Raw genomic sequence first — 21,201 nt, 5'->3', positions numbered from 1 at the left:
CGGACAGGCTCTCGGACGCTCGCAGTGGCCGCGGTGTCCGCTTGCTGTCCTCTTCAGCGGGCGGCGCGGCAAGAGGTCACGGGCGTCCTCTGCGGCCGGCCGCTCGCTGTCCTACTTCAGATAGACGAGCCCGTCCGTGGTGATCGCCGGGCGGCCGCTGGTGCCCTTCACCACGATCTTGACCGTGTGCTTGGTGCTGGACGACCACGACTGGGTCCAGATGGCGTCGCGGTACTTCGTGGTGGACGACTTCAGGTCGACAGTCTTGGCCAGGCGGCCGTCGACGAACACGTCCATCTGACCGGAGGTGGCCGCGCGGGAGACCACCAATGCGGCCGAGCGGCCGGTGAATGTCCAGGTCAGGGAGGCGTTCTTCGCGGACGAAGAGGACGACTTGCCGCCCAGGTAGCTCGACGACGACTTGGCGGACCAGGTGCCCGTCTTCTTCGCCGAGGTCTCCTGCAGGATGACGGGGGTCCCGGAGACCGACGCGGAAGCGGTGTTGCCCGCCTGGTCGTGAGCGGTCATTGCCCATGTGGTCGCCGAGCCGGACTTCGCGGTGTGCGAGGCGCTGGTCGTCGTCGGCCCATAGGTCTTCGCGGTGGGGGCCGTGAGGCGGACCTCCTTGAGCGCCGCTGTGTCCGCTGCCTTCCAGGACAGGGTCACCGGAACCGCGGCCGTGTTCACGGTCCCGCCGCGCAGGGCGAGCTTCGGCTTGGTGGAGAAGGTGGGAACCGTCTTCTCGACGGTGACCGACGCCGCCGATGTCACCGTTGTCCTGCCCGAGATATGGGTGGCCCGCACCTGTACCTTGCGGGTGCCGACCGGGAGGGTGGCCTTCGCGGAGCTCGCCGTTCCGGACGCCGTCGCCACGGCCCGGCCGTCGACGAGGAGCTCGTACCCCTTCACGAACGCCGACGGCGTCGTCGCCGTCCAGGCGACCGTCACCGCGTCCTTCGCGTAGTACGTCGAACCCGACTTGCCCGCCCCCGCGACCGACTTGATCGCGAGGCCGCCCACCGTGCCGCCCGCGTAACTGCGGATGGTGGGGAGCTGGCCGTACAACTGGCCGCCGGGGCAGATGGTGTTGAAGCCGTCGCGGTGTCCGGAGATCCGGTCGAAGGTGTACGAAGAGCCCGAAGTGAACTTCACACCCGCGAAGTTGCCGCCGTTCGCCCCGGCCTTCAGCTTGACCGTGCCGTTCGGGTCGGCCTGGTACTGGCCGAGCTTCCACGCGGCGACCCGGGCGACGGAGGTGAGCGCCGCGCTGGGAGCGGCGGCCGTGTCGTAGGAGCCGATGACGGCGATGCCCGCCGACTCACGGTTGAAGCCGTAGGTGTGCGCGCCGAGGACCGGCAGGTCCGTGCCGCCCTTGCGGCCTTCGAAGACGGTGCCGCACTTGTCGACCACGAAGTTGTAGCCGAGGTCCTTCCAGCCCTCGCTCTGCACGTGGTACGTGTGCAGCCCCCGCATGATCTTGGCGGAGTCGACGCAGGAGTAGTTGCTGGTCTGCGCGGTGTGGTGGACGAAGACCGCTTTCACGTCCGGGTTGTACTCAGGGCCCTCGCTGCTCAGCGACTCATCGGCCTGCCAGCCGACCCTGGAGGTGATCGGCGGCTTCGGCGCGGTGGAGGCCGGCGCCGGCGGGGTGGTCGGGCCGGAGCTCGTCGGCGTTCCCGGCGAACTGGGGACGGAGGGGGTGGGTGAGGCGGTCTGCGAAGGGGAGACGGGTGAGGTCGGGGTGGAGGCGGGCGCGGTACTCGGGTCCGAGGAGGGCGACGGGGAACTGGTCCCCGGTTCGCTGGTCCCCGGGGCGGGCGCCGACGGTGAGGACTGCGCGGGTGTCGGCTCCAGGGTGGACGGCGTGGCCTCCGAGGGGACCGCCGGAGTGGAAGGCTCGGCGACCGGAGTGGTGGGGCTCTCGGTGGAGACCTGCCCCTCCGCCTCGCCGGCGACGGAGAACGCGGCGGGTTCCATGGCCGTCAGAGCCGTGGTGGCCGTGTCCTCGTCTGCGCGGGACGTGTCCTCATTGTGGCCGTCCGATGCGGACACGCCCGCCGCGGCCCTGTCCACGGAGGAACCGGCACCGGCAGCCTGACTCCCGGCGGTCTTGTCCTTGGCCGGCCCGCCAGCGGTGTTGACGGACGCCCGGTCCCCGGCGCCTTCCCCGGGGTCGATCATGTCGAGCCGCAGCCCCTCGGGCAGCCCCGCGCGGGCGGAGTCCGCCGCGGCCACCCGTACCTCGACGCCGTCGGAGGCGCCGACCCAGCGCGGCTCGCTCGCGCCACGCAGCCCGGCGCGCTGACCGCTCTCGTTGCGGGACTCGGCCTCGGTGTCGACAGGGACCCAAGGAGTCCACGCGCCGCTCGCCGCGGCCCGGGTCCGGACCTCGATCGTTCCCTCGACCTTGGTGTCGGGGTCGGTCCATGTCACGCCGAGCATGCTGAACGGGTCGGTCTTGCGCTGACCGAGCGACGCGGAACGGCCGTCCCCCGACCGCTTCAGCGCCGCCCGGTGCACATCGGTCTCGACGGGCTCCGCTTTCGCGTCGACAGGGTCACCCCCCTGGCCGGAGGTGTCCTCCAGTCCTTGGACGGTCAGCACTCCGGCCACGGTCGCGGTGGCCACGGCGGCGGTGATCCACAGTTTGCGTTGCGATCTCAAGTTGTTCCCCCGGTGAGGACGGCGGATGGTCCCGGAAGGCGCGGGAGGTCACGGATCTCGGGCCGCGCCCGGAGACAGCTCACGGGCCCGGACCGGGCAGTCCCCCCCCCAGGGCGTGCTCCGGTGGCACGCGCGGATCGCGCACCTGAATATGCGACAGATGTTCTCAGACCGGGGGCGCCAGCTGGCAACAGGGGCCTCGGAAAGGTCAGGAGCGTGTCACGCGAACCGTGTACTTCCCTGACAGATCCACCCTGTCCACGGTCACCTGGACGCCCGACTCCTGATCCTTGAACGTCTCACCGGCGGTGAACGGCGCGTCCGACAGTTCGGCGTGCACATTAGGACGCCGGGTGCAGCCGCCGCTGTCGTCCCCCGAGTCGTACACGGTCACCGGCCCTCGTCCCGTGTCCACCTCGGCGTCGATCCGGTAGACCAGCACGCCGGCCTTGCACACGGCCTCGTCGTTGCCCTCGCCGGTCCGTACCTCGACGGCGATGCCTGTCCTGCCGTCCAGCGGCACGAACACCAGCTTGGGGCCGCCCTCCCGGGCCAGCGGGGTCAGCGTGTACTCGACCGTGCCGCTGCCCGTCACACAGCTGACCTGGTTGTCGTCCAGCCAGCCGAGCTTCCACTTGTGCCAGCCGAGGAAGTCGTTGTTGGCGCCCCAGTCCTCGCTCATGATGTCCCAATGCCCGACCGCACCTCCGCCCTCGTGGGTATACAGGTCAGGCAGCCCGAAGACATGGCCGTTCTCGTGGGGCAGCACGCGGTAGCCGGTCTCCTCGTACGAGCCCGAGCCGTCGTCCTGACGGCTGTAGACGAACGAGGCGTTGGACACCGGCACCCCGTCCGCCACGGGTGCCTCGTGGTTCCCCGCGAAGGTCACCGACAGCACCGTGTCGAGCGCCGAGGGACCGGCGTTCGGCGTCGTCAGCACGTTCACCAGGTCGTACGCGCCGAAGTCCACCTCCGGATCCGCGGCTGTCACGATGTCCTCGACGAGCTGCCGGTACCCGGGGTCGAACGGGGCGCCGCGTTCTATCCCGTACTCCTTGAACGTTCTCGGCATCCGCAGCCAGTCCGCTATCGGGGCCTCGGGGCGGTAGTCCAGCCGCCCGTACGAGCTGGTGCTGAACCACTTCTCGGTCTGCGGGAAGAACTCCGCGAGCCGCTCGGCGGCCGTTCCCTCGCCCGGCGCGTCCGGGAAGTCGATCATCAGGTTCAGGGCCCGGACGGTGCCGGTCGACCGCGTGTACCCCGGCGGGGTCGGCATGCCCTCCGACATCTGCACGCCGAGTGTGCCGCTGATCATGCAGGGCCCGACCGTCGCGCCGCGCGTGGGCTGTGCCGCCGGTCCGGCGGTGTGTGGTGTGCCGTGCGACAGCCGCCCCGTGCCCGCGGACGTGGCGACCGCGAGGGTGAGCGCAGTCATCGACGCGAGCACCGCTGCCCGGCGCGGGCCGCGTATCCGACGGCTGGACGGCTGCATACATGGGCCTTCCCCTGCGCGGCAGCCGCCGTTCTGGCTGCGCCCTGCTGCCCAGCCTCTTCCGGGGCATCCGGACGCGCGCGCTGGGCGGGACCGATCGTGGGTTTCTTCATGGGGAGGGTGTGACGTGGGGCGCGGAGGGGCATGTCGGGCGACCGGCCGCGGGCCACGTGACGCAGGTCACGGTGGGGTGGGAAATAACCGGGGAAGACTTCCCCGTTTGCGCTAGTGTCCTCATGAAGCGGGGATGGAGTCCCCGCTTCATGGCAGGGCGAGTCAGGGCATCGGACCCCGGAGCGGTGCGACAGGTCGACAAGGACCGGTCGAACGGAGGCCGACGCCCGCCGGCCCACCGGTCGGCGGGGCCTGCTCCCCGGCATCCAGTGGGACGATCGCCGTACCAGTCACCGAGAGCATGAGGAGTACGCCGTGGACACCGCGACCACCGCGCGCAGCGCCATGCCCCGTCCCCGTGCCGACGCCCTGCGCAACCGGGAGCGCATCGTCGTCGCCGCCCGGGAGATGTTCGTCGCACACGGACCGGAGGTCCCGTTCGACGAGATCGCCCGCCGCGCGGGAGTCGGCAACGCCACTGTGTACCGGCACTTCCCCGACCGCAGGGCCTTGGTGCGGGGCGTCGTGTGCCATGTCTTCGAGAACGTGTCCCGGCTCGCCGAGACCGCGCTCGACGGCGACACGGACCCCTACGACGCGCTGTGCGACTTCGTGCACGCGGCGGCCGACGAACGCACCAGTGCCCTGTGCCCGATGCTCGCCGACGACTTCGACAGCGACCATCCGAGCCTGGTGGAGGTCCGTGTCCGCATTGAACGGCTCCTCGCCGAGGTCCTCGACCGGGCCGTGAACGCCGGTCAGCTCCGCACCGACGTCTCGGCCAACGACCTGCTGCTCGCCGTCTCCCAGCTCACCCGTCCGCTGCCCGGCAGGAGCGGCACGGGAACCGGCCGGTTCGCGCACCGGCACCTTCAGGTGTTCCTCGACGGCCTCCGGGCGCCGGCCCGCTCGGTGCTGCCCGGAGATCCGCCCAGCTTGGAGGATCTGCGCCAGCAGTCCTGCGCGCGTCACTCCCCGGCGACGGGGCGTCCGGCCAGGGGCGGTACCGGCGCCGCGGTGACCGCGTGCCTGGTGACCGGTGGGTCGCCGACCTCCACGACCGGCGAGGAGTGATCCGATCTGACTCCTGCCCGACCTGAGCGGGGAGCGGCCGCTGTCCCATAGCGGCCCACCGGACGGGGCCCGAACGGATCGGGCCGCCTCGGTGCCACTGACCGCTTCTGTCCTCTTGGCCGAGCGTCCGACCCCGTCGATCTGGCCGATCTGGTCGACCTCATGAGGTCATGCGCCGACCTCTTGTGACCGCATGGGCGCGCCCTGGACCGTCCCGGCCGAAGATGACCGGCGGGCCCGGCCGCCCCGATCGAACCGCCATGACCACCGGTCGGTGACGACCCGGCGGTACCGGCCCGTCCCGTGCGCGGAGCAGGTGTCACCGCGCTGCGCTCCGCTGTCCTCCCCGCATTCATCACCCGATTCCTTTTTCCAGCCGTTCGTTCTTGAGAAGTCCCGAGGTGGGTACCTCCATGCCTGAAACCGTTCCGACTCCATCTGCGGCCGCCGCGTCGGCCGCCGGCCGACCGGCCGCTGATCCACTGCGCTGGAAGGCCCTCGTCTTCATCGCCCTGGCGCAGCTCATGGTCGTCCTCGACGCGACCATCGTGAACATCGCCCTGCCGTCCGCCCAGGAGGACCTCGGCATATCCGACGGCAACCGCCAATGGGTCATCACGGCCTACGCGCTGGCCTTCGGTGGCCTACTGCTCTTCGGCGGCCGCATCTCCGACATCTGGGGACGCAAGCGCACCTTCGTCACCGGCCTCGTCGGATTCGCCATCGCTTCCGCGCTCGGTGGTGCCGCGCAGAGCGAGGCGCTGCTGCTCGGGGCCCGCGCCCTCCAGGGCGTGTTCGGCGCGCTGCTCGCACCCGCCGCTCTGTCGTTGCTCGCGGTCATGTTCACCGACGCCAAGGAGCGCGCCAAGGCGTTCGGCATCTACGGTGCGATCGCCGGTGGCGGTGGCGCCGTCGGACTGATCCTCGGCGGCTTCCTCACCGAGTACCTCGACTGGCGCTGGACGTTCTACGTCAACATCCCCTTCGCGGTGGCCGCCGCGATCGGCGCGTACTTCGTGATCCACGAGCCCGCGAACGCCCGCAACCGCTCCGCGCTCGACATCCCCGGCGTCGTGCTGTCGACCCTGGGCCTGGTGGCGCTGGTGTACGGCTTCACCCGCGCCGAGTCCGAGGGCTGGTCGGACACGCTGACCGTGGTCATGTTCGTCGCCTCGGCCGTCCTGCTGGCCGCGTTCGTGGCCGTCGAGGCACGGGTCAAGGCGCCGCTGCTGCCGCTGCGCGTGCTGACCGAACGCAACCGCGGCGGGGTGTACCTCTCGCTGGGACTCGCCGTGATCTCGATGTTCGGCCTGTTCCTCTTCCTGACCTATTACCTCCAGATCGTGAAGGGCTACTCGCCGGTCCGCACCGGCTTCGCCTTCCTGCCGATGGTCGTCGGCATGATCACCGGTTCCACCCAGATCGGCGCCCGGCTGATGAACCGGGTCCCGGCGCGACTGCTGATGGGCCCCGGGTTCCTGGTCGCGGCCGTCGGCATGCTGCTTCTGACCCAGATGGAGATCGGCTCGTCCTACACGGCACTGCTGCTGCCCGCGATGCTGCTCCTCGGCCTCGGTATGGGTACGGCGTTCATGCCCGCCATGTCCCTCGCGACCTACGGCGTCGAGCCGCGTGACGCGGGTGTCGCCTCCGCGATGGTGAACACCTCGCAGCAGGTCGGCGGGGCCGTCGGCACGGCGCTCCTGAACACCGTGGCCGCTTCCGCCACGACCGCGTACCTCACGGACCACGCGGGCTCCGCCACCTCGGAGTCGGCCATGCGCCTCGTCCAGCTGCGTTCCATGGTCGAGGGCTACACGAGTGCGATCTGGTTCGCCGTCGGCATCCTGGTCGCCGCCGCGCTCATCGCGCTGACGATGGTGAACGCGGGCAGCCCCGACGCGACCGGTGCGTCCGACAGCGACGACGGTTCCGGGACGGACGGCGCCGAGGACGCCGTGAAGGTGCCGGTGATCGCGCACTGACCGTACAGGTCACGTGCGGTGCCCCGGGCTGCGCGTGACCTGGTTCCCAGCGCGGGTGGCGGCCCTTCGGTCGGCCCCGCGTGGCCGCCGGGGTCCGTCTACGGGAGTGGCGGTGAGGGTGGCGGTCCGTCTCGGACCGCCACCCTCCGGCGTGAGGCAGCCGACGTGTTTCCTGCTGCCGCCCGGAATCCCTGCCGCTCCACCTACTTCGGTACGTGTCCTCTGCGTGTCCTAGTTACCCGAGTAAGAGGACAGAGGACAGAGGACAGAGGAGGACATCAAGAGGACCATCGCGGACACGCGACATCCCATGGGGACGCCGGGCTCGTCGTACGCGTCGACACCGGTTCGACGGACCTGGGGCGCCGACTTTCCTGGTGCCCGGCCCGTCGGAGGCGGCTGCCGTGCTCTGTCGACGTGTCGACACACGTGCTGTCGCGTTCGCGGGTACAACAACTATCGGCGAGTCCCGGGTGCCCCGGTTGGTCGATGGGGTCAGCGCAGCCAGGGCAGGTCCGCCCCCGCGTCCAAGGGCTGGAGTCCCTCGGCGACGATCTCCATGATCTCGCCGAGGGTCTTCTGCTGTGCGGGGGTGAGCCGGTCGAACAGGGCCTGCCGGACCGCCTCGACGTGGCCCGGCGCCGTACGCCTCAACACCTCGTACCCCTGATCGGTCAGCACCGCGAACTGTCCGCGCCGGTCCGACGGACAGTCCTCACGGGTGACCCATCCGTTCCTCTCCAGGCGGGCGATGGCGTGGGAGAGCCGCGATCTCGTGATCTTGGCTGCCCTTGCCATCTCGGTCATCCGCAGCCGCCGCCGAGGTGCCTCCGAGAGCTGCACGAGGAAGCCGTAGTAGACGTGAGGCATGCCCGCGTCGCGCTGGAGCTGCCGGTCGAGGTGGTCGTCCAGGAGCGTCGTCGCACTGAGGTAGGCCTGCCAGACCCGCTGTTCGTCCGCATCGAGCCACCGGGGTTGCACGGCCGGGGTGGCGTCGTCGCCCGTCTGGGGCGGCTCGGTGGCAGTCGGTGCGTCGGGCGGCTGCTCGGCGAGGGGCGATGCGGGCGCGGGAGGAGCGGACGGTGTGGTTACTGATGAGGGTGCCGTCGTCATACCACCCACTCTACGAGCTTCTTCTTGAATCTTAAACAAAGTCGACGTAGTCTTCCCTGGAACGGAAAGATTGAGACTTCAAGTACATCGCAAGCCGTACCCCCTCACCCGCGCCGGAGTCGCCGCCATGAACACCCTCATCGGCCATCAGGAGAACCGTTCGGCTGACCGCATGCCTGCCCTCTACCTCAGCCACGGGGCGCCCCCGCTCGCCGACGACGTTCTATGGCCGGGCCAGCTCGCCGCCTGGTCGTCCGGGCTGCCGCGCCCCAAAGCTGTCCTGATGGTGTCCGCCCACTGGGAGGAGGCGCCACTGGCGCTCGGCGCCGTGGAGCCCACCCCGCTCGTCTACGACTTCTGGGGCTTCCCGGACCGCTACTACCAGGTCCGGTACGACGCTCCAGGCGCCCCCGCGCTCGCGGAGTCGGTACGACGGCTGCTGCGCGCTCCCGGCATGCCTGTGCAGGACATCCCGGACCGTGGCCTCGACCATGGCGCTTACGTGCCCCTGGTCGAGATGTACCCGGACGCCGACATCCCCGTCCTCCAGGTCTCCATGCCGACCCTCGATCCCCGCAAGCTGCTGGAGATCGGCCGGAAGCTGGCGCCTCTGCGGGACGAGGGCGTTCTGATCGTCGGCAGTGGTTTCTTCACGCACAACCTCGCCGCGCTGCGCCACCCGGGAGGGGTGCCCGGGTGGTCCGTCGAGTTCGACGACTGGGGACACCGTGCGCTGGACTCGGGCGATGTCGACGGCCTCCTTGACTTCACGGTCAAGTCCCCGGCGGGCGCACTGGCCCACCCCCGTACCGAACACTTCGCCCCGCTGTTCGTCGCGATGGGCGCCGCCGACGCGGCCGGTGACCTCGATACGCAGCGCAGCGTGATCGACGGCTTCTGGATGGGGCTGGCGAAGCGGTCGGTGCAGTTCGGCTGAACCGTCAGCAGTGCGCGGGCGGGGCGTAGAGGGTGGGGCTGCTCTCCGATGCTCTTCCGGCGGTCCGCGCGTCACATCGAAGCGGCCACCCGCTGTGCCCAGGTGGCCGCTTCGATCGCGGTTGAAGCGGCCACCGGTCAGAAGATCGGTTCATTGAGGTCGATCGCGCGGCGCGCAGCGGCCAGAGCCTGCGGATCGCCCACATCGAGGGCGGTGTCGGTGAACTTGATGGTGTGGTCGTCCCCATGAGCGGCGGCCCGCTCGAACATCTCCTGCGGGGTCGCCCCTCCCGCGGAGGGGTACGCGGCCGGGGTCGGGGCCGTGTAGGCGGCGGTCACCGCCGCACTGGCGGCCCACGCGGCGGCCAGCGAGGGCGGCCACAGGTCACGGGAAAGCGCCGGCAGTGCTCGCAGGACCGCGTTCGGGGCGGTCGCGGCGTGCACCAGCATCACCGGCTGGCCGTGTCCATGAGCGGCGTACCGGTGGACGGCGGCGGTGACCAATTGGGTCAGCGCGGCGCGTGCGGTGTCCGGATCGTTGGTCGCCGCCGCAGGCCAGCCCGGGACAGCGGTGAGCCGACCCAGTCGCTCCTGGATGCCGCCCTCCTGCACATCGATCGCCGGGACGGCGTCAAGCACGGCCGCGGCCGTCCGGGCGCCCGGGAGGGTCCCGAGCGGCGGCAGGGTCTGGTGTCGTGCTGCCCAGTAGCCGAGCCCGTGTGCCAGCTCCGCCACCCTGGGGCCGGACCGCGAGGCCCGGCCTTGGGTCGACTCGTCCACCAGCAAGCTGCGTACGGCGTGCCCCACCCGGATCACCGGATGAGTCGCCCCACCCGCGATCCCGGGCAGCAGGCGCGGCCACCACTCGCTGAGCACGTCCCGCCAGGGCCGCTCCGCGGTCTCCCGTACGAAGTGATCGGTCCAGTCCGCTATGCGGCGTGGGTCGCCCAGCGCCGTGTGCCAGTTGTCGACCGTCACGCGCGCGTGACGGTCGGGCATGTCCTCAAGCTTGTGGCGGTAGCGATCCAGCCAGCGGTGGACACCCGTCGCCTGGCCGCCCCGTACCAGGGCCTCCACCGCCATTGGGGCGTGGTTGCTGAGCCAGCCGAGCCGTTCGGGCCCAAAGGCGTGCAGGCGCTCCAACGCCTCGTCCAGGGTGCCGGACAGGTCGGGAACGGGGGCGGCGGATGCTGTGGGGTCATCGAGGGGATCCGGGAGATCGGGACTGCCTGGCAGGTGGGGGAGTGAAGTCATGCCCGGCACCGTAGGCGGCGACCGTCGCGCAACGTAACGGACCGAGGACGTAGTCCGTCGGCGGCATGACCTAGGTCGCACGACGCATCAACCCGCTGACGGGTGGACGGTCGAAGAGGCAACTAATTCGTGACCTGGTTCGTCTTGACAGGTGGGAGGCCGGACAAAGATGACAGCCTCCCGGGCGCAGGCGGCCCGACGGCTGTGAGAGCGGTCTCGCGGTGCGGTCGAGAAGGCCTTCCCGACGGGAGCGGGCCTTCGGTGACCGGTCCTGACCTGCGGATCCAGAGGAGCGGCGACCTACCGTGCTCATGTGGTGGTGCAGGGTACTGCATGATCACAGAAATGGACGAGCCGGTTGGGAATTCTGTCCGGATTCCAGTCGTTGTTTCCTTCGGAAGCTGGGCACCCGGAAGGGTGAGCAGATGGCCACAAAGGATCAGCTGAACCACTCGCTAGCAAGGGAGCACGCATGGCAACCCGTGCCGTCGCCCGTCGTCGGTCCGCCACTGGCGGTGCCGACACGGCCAGCAGTGTTCGCGCCGTAGGCGGCGAGATCGCCGATCGCGACCTGGTCGGCATGTACCTCGACGAGATCGCGCGCACGCCGCTGCTGGACGCAGCCAAGGAAGTCGAGCTGTCGCAGACCATCGAGGCTGGCGTCTACGCCCAGCAGATCCTCGACGGCGATGTCGAGAGCGAGGCCGTGAAGAAGGACGGCGCCTCCCGCGAGGAGCTGGAGGCACTGATCGCCGCTGGTGAGGCCGCCAAGGATGTCTTCATCCGGTCCAACCTGCGCCTGGTCGTCGCCGTTGCCCGTCGCTACCCGCGCAGCGGCCTGCCCTTGCTGGACCTGATCCAGGAGGGCAACGCCGGACTCGTCCGCGCGGTCGAGAAGTTCGACTACCGCAAGGGCTTCAAGTTCTCCACGTACGCGACCTGGTGGATCCGCCAGGCGATCACCCGCTCGATAGCGGACCAGTCGCGCACGATCCGGCTGCCCGTCCATCTCGTCGAGGAACTGGGGCGCATCCGCCGTGTCCAGCGCGAGTTCAACCGCGAGAAGGGCCGTGAGCCGGAGCCGCAGGAGATCGCCGCGGAGCTGGGTTCCACCCCCGAACGCGTGGTCGATGTCCTCGACTGGGCCCGTGATCCGGTCTCGCTGAACATGTCCGTGGACGACCAGGGCGACACCCAGTTCGGTGACCTCCTTGAAGACACCTCCGCGGTGTCTCCGGAGCAGTCCGTCCTCACACTGCTGCGCAGCGAGGAGCTGGACGGTCTCATCGGCCGCCTCGACCAGCGCACGGCGTCGATCATCAAGATGCGTTACGGCATCGACGACGGGCGCGAGCGCACGCTCACCGAGGTCGGCAAGGAGCACGGCCTCACTCGCGAACGGATTCGGCAGATCGAGAAGCACGCCCTGCTGGAGCTGAAGCGGCTGGCCCGGGACACCGGCTTCGACGCGGCGGCCTGATCCATCCGGACCCTGGCCGCGCCGCCCCTCGCCACCACCGGACCGAGGTCGCTGAACCCTCGAACCGGAACCGGAGCAGTCCGTTCGGGGGACGGGACACGGAACATCGGGCGAAGGGCGCGCGAATCGCGCGCATCCCGCCCACGAAGGGCGCGGACATGGGGTACGTTCGCGACCAGTGGGTAAGCAAGACCTGGTACCCACCTCGGGCAGTCGAGCATCGCGAACAGCGGCTCGACACGCCCCCCAAGACGAGCCCCGGCGCCCACCCCCCCCCGGCGCCGGGGCTCCCTCGTACCCCCAGCAGGGCTCATCGGGCTGCCCGCGCCCCTTCGTCCCCCTCGTCGGGTGGGTCCGCGACCGGGCTCGCCGCCCGGGTGAACCGCGCGCCCATCTCCGCCACCGTCGCCACCAGCTCGGGCGGACCACCAACGGTGAAGTCGCAGTCCGCCCCGGCCAGCCGGAACGCCAACCACTCAGGGGCGTCACCGGTGGCGCCGCGCAGGACACAGTTCCCGTCGTCCAACGGCTCAGGTGTGCCGTACAAGCTTGGCAGCCGTGCCGCGACCGACTCCGCGGAGGCCGCGAACGTCACCGTGAACTCGTACGTCCGCTGCTGGCGGCGCATCCGCTTCCTCAGGAACTCCGCCGCGCTCCCTGACGGCAGTTCCCGCGGGGGGAAGCGCGCGCCGGTGGCCAACGGCGTGCCGATCACCCGGTCGACCCGGAACGTCCGCCAGTCATCCCGCTCCATGTCGAAGGCCACGAGGTACCAGCGGCGTCCCGTCGACACCAACCGGTACGGCTCCGTCAGCCGCCGCGACTCGGAGCCGTCCCCGGAGCGGTACCCGAAACGCAGCCGCTCGCTGCCCGCGACCGCCGAGGCCATCACGGTCAGTGTCTCCGTCGCGATGGTGGGGCCGTCCCCGCTGGTCAAGGGCACGGTGGCTGCCTGGAGCACGTTCACCCGATGCCGAAGGCGCCCCGGGAGTACCTGCTCCAGCTTCGCCAGCGCGCGGACGGACGCCTCCTCGATACCCTCGACCGCGTGTCCGGCCCCGGCGCGCAGGCCCACCGCGATGGCCACCGCCTCCTCGTCGTCCAGGACCAGTGGCGGCAGTGCCTTGCCGGCGACCAGCCGATATCCGCCTTCCGCGCCCCGCGCCGCGCGCACCGGATAGCCGAGCTCGCGAAGTCGGTCGATGTCCCGGCGTACGGTCCGCCGTGAGACTCCCAAACGGTCGGAGAGCTCCCCGCCCGGCCATTCCCGGGGTGTCTGGAGCAGGGACAGCAGCTGAAGCAGTCGGCCTGGTGTGTCCGTCGTCATGCTTCCCAGCTTGCCCTGCATAGCGGACACTTTCTGGCCTAATTGAACCCTAGCGTGCTGCCCATGACCTCTTCCACATCCCCTTCCGAGCGGGTGCCCGTTCCGATTCCCGGTACCGGCGCGGCCCGCGTCGCCACCGGAACCAGCCCCGCGACGACCGGCCCCGGACCCGCGGGTGACGCGTCCGGAACCGGAGACCCTGCCTCGGACCGCCGCCGCTGGTTCGCGCTGGCGATCGTGATGACCGCCGCGTTCATGGACCTTGTCGACGTGACGATCGTCAACATCGCCGTCCCGGCGATCCAGCGCGACGAGGGCGCCAGCTTCAGCCATATCCAGTGGATCACCGCCGGCTACGCCCTGGCGTTCGCCGCCGGACTGGTCACCGGGGGACGTCTGGGGGACATCCACGGCCGCAAGCGGATCTTCCTGATCGGAATGACCGGCTTCACGGTCGCGTCCGCGCTGTGCGGCTTCGCCGTCAACCCGGACATGCTCGTCGCCTCCCGCATACTCCAGGGCGCGATGGCCGCGCTGATGGTGCCCCAGGTGCTGTCCATCGTCCACGCGACGTTTCCCGCGCACGAGAGGGGCAAGGTCTTCGGTCTGTTCGGCGCGGTCGTGGGCCTCGGCGCCGTCTCCGGCCCGCTGCTGGGCGCACTGCTCACCCAGTGGAACCTCTTCGGCCTGGAATGGCGCCCGATCTTCCTGATCAACCTGCCGATCGGGATCGTGGGCCTCGTCCTCGGCAGCAAGTTCATCAGTGAGTCGAAGGCGCCGCGCGCGCTCAAGCTGGACCTGGTCGGCGTCGCCCTGGTGACCCTCGGCCTGCTGATGCTGCTCTACCCGCTCACACAGGGAAGGGAGTTGGGCTGGCCGCTGTGGGGGTACGCGTCGATGGCGGGTGCGTTCGTCGTCTTCGCGGCACTGCTGGCGTACGAGCGGCACAAGGCGAACAAGGACGGATCGCCGTTGATCGAGCTGTCGCTGTTCAAGGTGAAGAGCTTCGCGGCGGGCATCGCCGTCCAGACCGTGTTCGGCATCGGGCTCGGTGTGTACTTCCTCGTCTCGACCCTCTACATGCAGCTCGGGCTCGGCTGGAGCATTCTGCGCGCCGGACTGACCGGGGTGCCCTTCTCGATCGCCGTGTCGTTGGCGGCCGGGACGTCCGTCCAACTGCTCGTCCCGCGCTTCGGACGCAAGGTGCTCCAGACCGGCGCGCTGACCATGGCCGCCGGCGTCCTGCTCTACCTCTGGGTGGCCGACCGGTACGGGATGGACATCACTTTCTGGCAGATGGTCCTGCCGCTCGTGGTCATGGGGATCGGCATGGGGCTGATCGTCGCCCCGCTCACCGACGCCATCCTGTCCGAGGTGCCGCGTGAGCACGCCGGGTCGGCGTCCGGTCTGCTCAACACCGTTCAGCAGATGGGCAACGCCCTCGGGCTGGGCCTCGTGTCCGTCGTCTTCTTCGGGGTCATCGACGAACATGTGGCGCCCAGCGCGCTGGGCGCGGAGTTCGTGAACGGCTTCCAGCACGCGCTCAAGTACGTCGTCGCGGTCATGGTGGCCATCTTCGGGCTGATGTTCCTGCTGCCGCGCAAGCCGGGGACGGGCCTGGAAGGCGGAGACGGAACGGAGGGACACCCGTCCCTCGCGGGTCCGTCCACGGCAGCGACATCCGACGGCACGGACGCCACGAACGCTGCCGACGACGACACGAGGGGCGGGAGGGTTCTCGTGCACTGACCCCGCGCCAGGGCCCCGCGGGCGACAGCTTCCGCTTCGGCTGCCCGGTGGACGCGCATTCCGCGTCCACCGGGCAGCCGTCTCCGTCAAACGGCGCGCCATCCCGCCCTGCGCCCCGCGATGCCTGGGCGTCCCTTCCGGCCTGGGCGTCTCATGAGGCCTGGGCGTCTCATGAGGCTTTGGCTCCGCAGTCCCGCCGCGCCTCCGCGACAGACCCACACATGCCCAGCCGAACATTCGGTTGGTGATGGAAGCGATGAACGTGCCCGTCATGCCGATCTCCCCCGTGCCGTGATCGTGGACTCCCGCAAAAACGGTAGCCGGGAGCACCGACATCCCGCTGGGCCTGTGGATAACCTCCGTCGGCCGAACGCCTGGCCCGGTACGACCGGACAGGAGCGCCCCGCCGCGCACCCGAGGGGAACGGCGTCGGCTGCTCTTTCGACGGACCCGGTACCGTCCACAGCTTCGGCTTGATTCCGCGCCTTCAAGCGCATCGGGCGTCACTCCCACGAGTGATGCTTCATCACAAGCTGACATATGCACAGGACATGACGCACCATGCGTTACTTAATCCTCTTCGCCCCCTGTTGGAGACGCCCGCCCCTGAGGTCTACTGGCGTCATGCCAGCGCACATGTCATCCATCCAGCAACTGGGCATCGCCGCCCTCGCGCTGGCCACCGTCCTGTGGACGGTGGTCCTGATACGCGCACTGCGCCGAGAGCCCGACCCAGGTACCGTCGCGCCCCGACCGGACACCACTGAGCCGCTCACCGCCCCCGAAGCATCCATACCCGACGCCACGACCCCGGACACGGTGACTCCGCCTGATCGCGAGACGTGGCCCCGCCCGGCCGGCCTTCCTCGGCCCCAGCAGCGTCGGCCTCGGGCTCCGCATGCCCGAAGCGCGAGGGTGACCCTGCGGGCCATGCCCCACCAGCACATCCCGGCAACCGAATCGGTCGCCCTCACCGCTGCGGAGCGAGCGGCGTTCGCGGCCCTGGTCCGTCAGTTCGACGACGACCACCCGCGTCATACCTGAGGCGGGTGGTCGTGGCAGTTGAACGAATCCGGACGGTGCGAACCGTTCACCGAGCTACAGGGGAGGGTAGGAGAGGGGAGAAGTGCCCCCTGCCCTCCCTGCGGCTAAGCTCCAGGCGCCCTGGACGCCCGTCGTTCCATGGCCTCGCGTGCCGCGGCCTCGGACACGTAGACCTCGCACATATGGCGTCCGTCGGGTGTCGCCGTGTGCTCGACCTCCCACAGGCTGACCTCGCGCCCGTCACCCAGCAGGAACGCGTGCTCGTACAGCGAGAAGGCGAACGTCGCGGCCCCTTCGCCGCTGGGCAACGGTCTCCCGAACGCCTGCGTGATCTGGTGTGCGCACGCCTCCCGGAGCAGCTGCGCCATATCGGCGCCCGGCGCGTCCGTGTTCTCGGCGCGACGCAGTAAACGGCGCGCGTGATCAGCCGAGTCGTCCGGCATGTACGAGTGTCTGGGTCTGGGCATGGGTGGCAACTGGATCAGCACCGGCAGCTCGAAGTCGGGCGTCACGGTCGGCAGCGGCAGCCGGGCTGTGGCCGTCCGCAGGTCCTCCTCGCCCGTGTACACCTCGTGCAGCAGCCGCCCGCGTCCACCGGGGCTCGTGTTGTGCACCAGTTCCCACAGGGTGAGTGCGCTGCCGTCGGCGAGCAGCCAGGTATGCCGGTACGTCTCGCGGTGCAGTCCCCTGCTGTGATGCGCGGAGTGCAGTGAACTGTCATGCGCGAGAGCGCGGTCGAGGCGCCGTATGGTCTCGTCCGGCAGCTCGAAGGAGTTGAGAGCGCGCCCGAGGAGCCGAACGAGGTGCTCCTCAGGAGACCCGGACGACTCGGGTGGCTCGTGCGCTGCGTCAGGCGGAACGCTCAAGGCACCTCCCCGTGTTAGCTGCTAGTCACTTCGTGGGTGCATACCGTAGCCCCTCGACGGGACATCGTGTCCAGGAACCGGGAAAACGTACGAGCCACACAGGAAGTTCCCGCGCGACGTGCAACATGATCCGCGATCACGCGACACTCTCGCATCCCGCAACCTCTGATTCCCACAAGCCACTGATGCCAACACCTGTACCTGTCAGGGTTTCTGGCGCAAGGACAGATATAGGACACGTTCCGTCGTCCGGCGGCGTTCGGCCGGGGAGTCGGAGGTCGGAGTGGGCGGCCTGCGGTTCGAAGGGTGTATCCCGAGAAGGACAGGTCTGCACGACAATCATTCAGAGAACGCTCCCGGACTGCCAAGCGCTCCCGGACTGCCAAGCGCTCCAGGACATGTTCCACCCATCGAGAGCGTCGCCGGGGGCGTTCGTCCCGTCAGGGGGATTCTTTACCACTGCGACCGTCCGCCGCGAGGAACTCCACGAGACCGCCAACCGCGGGTAACACGCCGTTCATGACCCACGGGCCACGGAGCAGTCGCTGATGCGCGGCCCGCTCGCGCCCTCCGGAGCCGCCGGTTCCGGACGAGCATCGGTCATCGTCTTGGCCGAACGCCGCCAACTACGAAAGACGCAGTCGGTGCGGTGCACCCGGGGTTCCGCACGCACACCTCAGCCGGCCGTCCGACCCGCCGGGAACCCTCAGGATGTCCGGCACGCACCCGCGCCCGGCCAGCGCGCCCACCCCGCGACCGGCGGCTTCCCGGCCGGACCACCGCTCATCGCCGGTGCTCGTTCATCCGTCGTACAGCTCTGTGTACGACGGATAGAGACCACCTTCGCCGTCCACCGATTCCGCGGATCGGACAGCCCTCACGATCGCCCGCGTCACCAGATCCGCCCCCGCGGCCAGGATCTCGTTCAGCGCCAGTGGACTGTCCGAAGGCAGCTCATGCTTCCCAGACGCCAGCGCGAACACGGTGTCGCCGTCGTTGAGCAGATGCACCGGTCGCACGGCGCGCGCGATCCCGTCGTGCGCCGTACCCGCCAGCTTGTGCGCCTGCGCGCGGGACAGGTCGGCGTCGGTCGCCACCACTGCCAGGGTCGTGTTCAGGGGCGTTCCGGTCAGTTCGGCGGCGGCTGTGTTGCCTGTGGCCCGGGAGTTCATCCGGTCGGCATCGTCCAGCAGTCGCTGGGCCCGCTCGTGCACGGCGGGAGCCGGATACGTCACCCGTCCCTCGAAGTACTCCCCGAACAGCGCGCCTGTCGTCGTGTCCACCACGGAACCGGCCGCGTTCGCCACCACCAGGGCTGCGACCGTCACGCCTGACGGCAACCGGACGCCGGCCGTGCCGACCCCGCCCTTCAATCGGCCGACGACACCGCCGGTCCCGGCGCCCACGCATCCCACCGCCACGGGCGCCCGCAACCCTGTCGCCGCCGCCGCCTCCACGGCGATCCGACCGGTGGAGGCGTCCGGCCTCGCCCGGAAGTCGCCACCGCGCCCCAGATCGAAGACGCAGGCCGCCGGGACGACAGGCACGACGTGTGCCGGGTCCACGCCGACCCGTACACCACGCCGTTGATCCTCCAGCCAGGCCATCACCCCGGTCGCCGCGTCCAGGCCGTACGCGCTGCCCCCGGTCAGTACGACGGCATCGATCCGTTGCACGATGTTGCGTGGATCGAGCGCGTCCGTCTCCTTCGTACCCGGCCCTCCGCCGCGTACGTCGACGGCGGCCGTCATCCCGCCTTCCGGCGCGAGTACGACTGTCGTACCGGTCAAGTAGCCGTCATCGACCAGCGTCGCGTGCCCGACACGCAACCCCAGCACGTCGGTGAGCGCGTCGATCAGCGCGGGCGAATCGGACGTATCCGGGGTGGTGCCAGGAGTCTGCTCCGTCATACCGTCCTGCGTATCACGCTCCCCAGCGGTGTTCGACGTCCCGCGCGGGGGCTCGGCGGCATCGGCCGCGTGCCCGGCGCACACATGACAGGACGGCAGCGCCCAGCAGAATCGCCAGTCCCCGCAGCAGCCGTCGCGACACAGCACGCCCGTCGAGCGGATCAGCAGTCGAAGCGGAGCGATGCGACTCGTCGGCCCCCTCCACACCGTCCACCCGGCGACCGGACGGACCGATCGTGCCCTCGCTCGGGCCGGTGCCACGTCGCACCCGAGCACCCGCCGACCCGGCGGGCCGACCACAACATTTCAGGCCGTCGCGGTGCGCACTTCGGCCTGCTCGGGGCCCGGTCGGCGCCCGACCCTCAGCAGCGCGGCGCTTGCCCACCTGCTCGCCTGGCCCGGTCTCCGGCGCACGCGCGGGGCTGTCGGCCTCCGATGAAGGGACCGTCCGCGCCGAAGCAGTCAGCCCACCGCCTGGCCGCCCCGCCTTCGCGACGGGGGCCGGGCAGCCAGGGTCACTCCCACCGTGATCGTCGCGGTCAGGACCAGGCCCGCCGCGAGAACCGCCCACTCGCCCGCGAAGGTGCATGCCAGAATCAGCAGCGTCGTCACCGGCAGAACCAGCTGCTGAGCCGTCCCGGCCTTGTAGTAGCGGGCGAGCAGCCACCACACGATCACCAGGTACACCGCCGTCGGGACCGTCACCGACGCGTTGGCCGCGAGCTGGGAGATATGTGTCTTCCCCACCGTGTGCTCGACGCAGATCTCGATGCCCGAGCCGATCGCCGCCGCCGAGCCCAGGATCAGATAGTGGCCGTACCCCCACAGGAACGCCTGTCGGTTGCTCCTCAGCCGTCCCTGGACCGGGACCACAAAGTAGATCCACCACGCGGCGAACACGATCAGCAGACCGCCGATCGAGATGGGGATCAATCGGCCCAATTCGTTGTGCTCGTCGACGGCCGACTTCACGGCGACGGTGGCCGCCGAGATCGACTCGCCCAGCACGATGATCGTGAACAGCCCGTACCTCTCGGAGATGTGGTGCGGGTGCCACGTTGTCGAATGCCTGTGCTCCGCGACCGCCGGTACGCACAGCTCGGCAATCACCATCACGAGGAACGCCCACGGGCGCCCCTCCTCGGGTAGGAGGAGCAGGGACAGCCATCCGACCTGGCACAGCGCGATGCCGGTCGCGTACCGCAGCGCCATGCCGCGCTCGCCCCCGGTGCACCCGGTCGCGGCCCGCAGCCACTGGGTCACCATCGCGAACCGCATGATCAGGTAGCCCAGCCACAGGACGAAGAAGTGGTGGTCGAACGCCTCCGACACCCCGGCCGCGAGTACCAGGACACCCGCCATCTGCACCAGCGTGACCACGCGGAACAACGCGTCGTCGTTGTCGTAGGCCGAAGAGAACCAGCTGAAGTTCACCCACGCCCAATAGATCGCGAAGAACGCCATCGCGTAGTTCAGCACGCCCTGCCCGGCATGGTTCTCCGCCACCGCGTGCACCAGCGACATCCCCGCCTGTGCCACGGCCACGACGAAGCACAGATCGAAGAACAGCTCCAACGGTGACGCCGCGCGATGGGACTCGTCCCGCCCGCGGGCGACCATGGGACGAAGCAGCGCTCTCGGCGCTGACGAAGGGGTGGAGGCCATGCGGACAGCACAGCAGAGGCGAGCCGTCACCCTGGGTCGTGCGGGCCGTGTGTCGGCCCCGATGCCGCTTTGTGTGGCTCCCGGCCGAGGCTTCTGCATCATCGGGCGCGGAGGCGGCCACCCTCGCGGGTTCCCGCTGCGGGAGCCCTTCCAGGGACTCGCCGTCGGCTCGGACCCAGGGCGGCTCGTGTTCCGTGCCCTGCGCACCACCCGCCTGGACGGCGACCGACTCGCCGTCCGGCGGCCCCACCGCCCCGTCCACCGCGGGCCGGCTGCTGTCGATGCCGTCGGGGGGCGGGTCGACGGATGCGTACGCTGGAGGCATGAGCACCACACCCCCCGCCGAGCCGCGCGATCCCAAAGAAGCGCTGAACTTCGACGACCCGTTGTCGCAGCAGTCGTCCGACGACTCGGACGCGGGCTGGGGCGAGCGTTCGGCCGCTTCCGGTGACAGTGCCGCTGACCTGGCACGATTCCTTGACGAGAAGCCGCCCCACCACCTCTGAGTCAGCTGTTCAGACGGCTGCC

At 69.9% G+C, this 21,201-nt stretch carries 14 protein-coding genes; 6 read left to right on the top strand and 8 right to left on the bottom strand.

The features are described 5' to 3' along the window. Window positions 1–111: 111 nt before the first annotated feature. Both OG711_RS16730 and OG711_RS16725 read right to left on the bottom strand, forming a co-directional pair. Window positions 112–2,664, bottom strand: a complete 2,553-nt coding sequence (locus OG711_RS16730) for an N-acetylmuramoyl-L-alanine amidase (protein ID WP_329559619.1) — start codon at window positions 2,662–2,664, stop codon at window positions 112–114. Window positions 2,665–2,872: 208 nt separating this feature from the next. Continuing rightward, window positions 2,873–4,156, bottom strand: coding sequence for a M6 family metalloprotease domain-containing protein (locus OG711_RS16725; RefSeq protein ID WP_266508985.1), 1,284 nt, complete (start codon window positions 4,154–4,156; stop codon window positions 2,873–2,875). Between the two features lie 429 nt (window positions 4,157–4,585). On the opposite strand from OG711_RS16725, the gene OG711_RS16720 reads away from it, so the two are divergent. Both OG711_RS16720 and OG711_RS16715 read left to right on the top strand, forming a co-directional pair. Continuing rightward, a complete protein-coding gene (locus OG711_RS16720; protein WP_329559618.1) occupies window positions 4,586–5,344 on the top strand; it encodes a TetR/AcrR family transcriptional regulator in 759 nt (252 codons plus the stop codon). A 413-nt stretch (window positions 5,345–5,757) separates the two neighbouring features. Further along, entirely contained in the window at window positions 5,758–7,329 is a 1,572-nt protein-coding gene (locus OG711_RS16715) for an MFS transporter (RefSeq protein ID WP_073783677.1), read from the top strand. 495 nt (window positions 7,330–7,824) lie between these two features. Here the strand turns inward: OG711_RS16715 and OG711_RS16710 are convergent, their stop codons facing one another. Then, window positions 7,825–8,442 carry a MarR family winged helix-turn-helix transcriptional regulator gene (locus tag OG711_RS16710; protein ID WP_405673621.1) on the bottom strand — a complete coding sequence of 206 codons (618 nt, stop codon included), beginning with the start codon at window positions 8,440–8,442 and terminating at the stop codon, window positions 7,825–7,827. 172 nt (window positions 8,443–8,614) lie between these two features. Between OG711_RS16710 and OG711_RS16705 the strand changes: the two genes are divergently transcribed. Continuing rightward, window positions 8,615–9,379 (top strand): dioxygenase family protein, encoded by a 765-nt coding sequence (locus OG711_RS16705; protein ID WP_329563855.1) that lies wholly within the window; start codon window positions 8,615–8,617, stop codon window positions 9,377–9,379. Window positions 9,380–9,516: 137 nt separating this feature from the next. Here OG711_RS16705 and OG711_RS16700 read toward each other — a convergent pair whose 3' ends face one another. Next, window positions 9,517–10,632 (bottom strand): questin oxidase family protein, encoded by a 1,116-nt coding sequence (locus OG711_RS16700; RefSeq protein ID WP_329559617.1) that lies wholly within the window; start codon window positions 10,630–10,632, stop codon window positions 9,517–9,519. A gap of 472 nt (window positions 10,633–11,104) precedes the next feature. On the opposite strand from OG711_RS16700, the gene OG711_RS16695 reads away from it, so the two are divergent. Beyond that, the gene (locus OG711_RS16695) at window positions 11,105–12,112 is read left to right on the top strand and encodes a sigma-70 family RNA polymerase sigma factor (RefSeq protein WP_073783681.1); all 1,008 of its coding nucleotides are present in this window, start codon (window positions 11,105–11,107) and stop codon (window positions 12,110–12,112) included. 310 nt (window positions 12,113–12,422) lie between these two features. On the opposite strand, the gene OG711_RS16690 is transcribed toward OG711_RS16695, so the two are convergent. Beyond that, complete coding sequence (locus OG711_RS16690; protein WP_329559616.1) at window positions 12,423–13,439, bottom strand: helix-turn-helix transcriptional regulator; 1,017 nt, start codon at window positions 13,437–13,439, stop codon at window positions 12,423–12,425. A 63-nt stretch (window positions 13,440–13,502) separates the two neighbouring features. Here OG711_RS16690 and OG711_RS16685 point away from each other — a divergent pair, with 63 nt between their 5' ends. Continuing rightward, window positions 13,503–15,188 carry an MFS transporter gene (locus tag OG711_RS16685; protein ID WP_399546869.1) on the top strand — a complete coding sequence of 562 codons (1,686 nt, stop codon included), beginning with the start codon at window positions 13,503–13,505 and terminating at the stop codon, window positions 15,186–15,188. Between the two features lie 1,148 nt (window positions 15,189–16,336). Here the strand turns inward: OG711_RS16685 and OG711_RS16680 are convergent. From OG711_RS16680 to OG711_RS16670, 3 genes are all read right to left on the bottom strand, one after another. Then, window positions 16,337–17,098, bottom strand: coding sequence for a DUF6227 family protein (locus tag OG711_RS16680; RefSeq protein WP_073783685.1), 762 nt, complete (start codon window positions 17,096–17,098; stop codon window positions 16,337–16,339). Window positions 17,099–17,898: 800 nt separating this feature from the next. Then, window positions 17,899–19,008: a P1 family peptidase gene (locus OG711_RS16675; protein WP_329559615.1), complete on the bottom strand. Its 1,110-nt coding sequence runs from the start codon at window positions 19,006–19,008 to the stop codon at window positions 17,899–17,901. 462 nt (window positions 19,009–19,470) lie between these two features. Next, entirely contained in the window at window positions 19,471–20,673 is a 1,203-nt protein-coding gene (locus tag OG711_RS16670) for a low temperature requirement protein A (RefSeq protein ID WP_329559614.1), read from the bottom strand. A gap of 323 nt (window positions 20,674–20,996) precedes the next feature. On the opposite strand from OG711_RS16670, the gene OG711_RS16665 reads away from it, so the two are divergent. Next, window positions 20,997–21,179, top strand: a complete 183-nt coding sequence (locus tag OG711_RS16665; RefSeq protein WP_073783689.1) for a hypothetical protein — start codon at window positions 20,997–20,999, stop codon at window positions 21,177–21,179. Window positions 21,180–21,201 lie beyond the last annotated feature (22 nt).

The organism is Streptomyces uncialis, from assembly GCF_036250755.1.
GTDB lineage: Bacteria > Actinomycetota > Actinomycetes > Streptomycetales > Streptomycetaceae > Streptomyces > Streptomyces uncialis.
Note: the sequence above shows the minus strand (reverse complement) of the source record. Positions and strands in the feature narration are given on the sequence as shown.